Here is a 2,032-nt window from a genome sequence, read left to right on the forward strand (position 1 = left end):
GTGCGGCTGTGCTGGCGCGAAAAGCCGATGCCGGCCGTGGTTGACGGCGTCAGGTCCGCTTCCACGATCGCATACACGGTGCTGTTKTTTTTGTTATTGACCACGTCGACAAAACTGTCGCTGTCGCGCCAGCTGGCCGCCACACGCCCCCGCACGCTGCCCGATTCGTTCAGGGCATTGCTGGCGTCCACCGTCAATTGCCTGTCTTTCCAGCTGCCCAGGTGGGCGGACAGGTTCAGCAAGGGCGTGGCCGTGGGGCGCTTGCGTATCATGTTGATGCTGCCCGACGGCGCGCCCGCCCCTTCCATCAGGCCCGTGGCGCCGCGCACCACTTCCACCCGGTCGTACATCAGCATGTCGGCCGAGACGTTGCGTTCGTTGAAACCCGTGACGTCCAGCGGCAAGCCATCGACATTCACGTGGCTCAAGGCAAAGCCGCGCGCGAAATACGTGGTTTCCTGATCGGACACGCCCTGTGTCTTGCCATAGATGCCAGGCGTGGCGCGGGCCACGTCCTGCAAGGTGGTCAAATCGAAATCTTCCATCTGCTGGCGCGAAATGACGCTCACCGTTTGCGGCGTGTGGCGCTGCGACAGGTTCAAGCCCGTGGCCGTCGACAGATTGCGCGCCGTATATAGGCCGGTGCCTTCCGTGGCACGGTCGGCCTCGGCGCTGACGACGACGGCCGGCATGCTGGCCAAGCCGCCATCTGCCAGGTTACTGCGCATTTTGCGCAGCTGGTAGTTGCCATTGCCACTGTCCGCCACTTCGAGGCCGCTGCCTTGCAGCAGCTTTTGCAAGCCGGCCGTGACGCCATGGCTGCCCTGCAAGCCAGGCGTCGACAAGCCGTCGAGCGCCACGCCCTGTGTCGACAGGTTAATCCCTGCGGCGATGGCGAACGAGGACAGTGCATGGCGCAAGCTGCCGGCGGGGATCTGGTAGTCGCGCACGCCAGCCGCCTGGCTGGCTTCGGCCGCCAACGCCAGCTGCGGCAAAGTGGCGCCAGCGGCCCCCACGGCGAGGAACAGGACCAGCGCGGCACGCACGGCGCCGGTGGTGGGATGGAGCGTCAGTCGTGCTGGTGCAAAGATACGGTGCTGCAAAGCCATGTCTACCCTTTCGGTGGTTCGGATGATTCCTTCTCTACCTGTTATGACGAGGGAGGCCGGAAAAAGGGACAGGCAAACAGAAAATAACGTGCAAGCCGGCGCCGCCTGTCGGCTTACGCCCTGCGGGCCAAGCCGACCTACCAAAGCAAACTGCCAACTCTGAATAGCCGCGCAGCCATAGGTCGGCTCAGCGGGGCGCAGCCACGCGCAAGCCGACAAGTGCAGCGCAGGCCTCAAGCCGCGTCGACGCTGATCCAGTAGCGCGTGCGGCGGGTCATGCGTATGGGCAGCGAATGCTGCAGCAAGGCGAGGATTCTGTCCGTGTCGTTGAGCTGGAAGATGCCGTCCACGGGCATGCTTGCCAGCGCGGGATCGCAGCGGATCACGCCGTGGCGGTAGCGTCCCACTTGCTCCAGCACCTCACCCAGCGGCATGCGCTCGGCGATCAGCACGCCCCGCAGCCACGCGCCCGCGTGCGGCGCCAGCGGCGCCAGGGGGGAAACGCCAAGGTCATCGAAGCTGCCCTGCTGCCCCGCATTCACCAGCCGCACGGCTTGCGGTGCCTTGGCCGGCAGGACTTCAACAGCGCCCTGGCTGACGCTGAGCAGCGTGCGCGGTGCCAGCAAGGTGCCGCCATGGCGCACGCTGAAATGCGTACCCAGCGCGCGCACGATGCCATTACTGCTGCGCACGAGGAATGGCCGCGCCGGCGTGGCCCGGTCCTGCGCCGTGCCGATATGGATTTCACCCGCATGCAGCACGACGGCACGCGCCAGCGCGTCGAAGCGCACGTCGATGGCCGTGTCCGTATTGAGCACCAGCTGCGTGCCATCAGGCAAGTTCATGTGGCGGATTTCGCCCCGGGCCGTGCGGATGGCGGCGCGCCACGCCTGCCACGGCGCCGACTGGCTGGCCAGCCACAG

Annotated in this window: 2 protein-coding genes; both read right to left on the bottom strand. The window is 66.1% G+C overall.

Going from position 1 to position 2,032, the window contains the following annotated elements; genetic code table 11:
• Positions 1-1,109, bottom strand: a 1,109-nt coding sequence (locus JaAD80_RS29765) for a TonB-dependent receptor (RefSeq protein WP_146012640.1), incomplete at its 3' end; no start/stop codon positions are given.
• A 233-nt stretch (positions 1,110-1,342) separates the two neighbouring features.
• The coding region (locus JaAD80_RS29770) for a FecR domain-containing protein (protein ID WP_180979678.1) at positions 1,343-2,032 on the bottom strand (690 nt) is incomplete at its 5' end.

It is taken from the genome of Janthinobacterium sp. AD80, assembly GCF_002878455.1.
Lineage (GTDB): Bacteria > Pseudomonadota > Gammaproteobacteria > Burkholderiales > Burkholderiaceae_D > Janthinobacterium.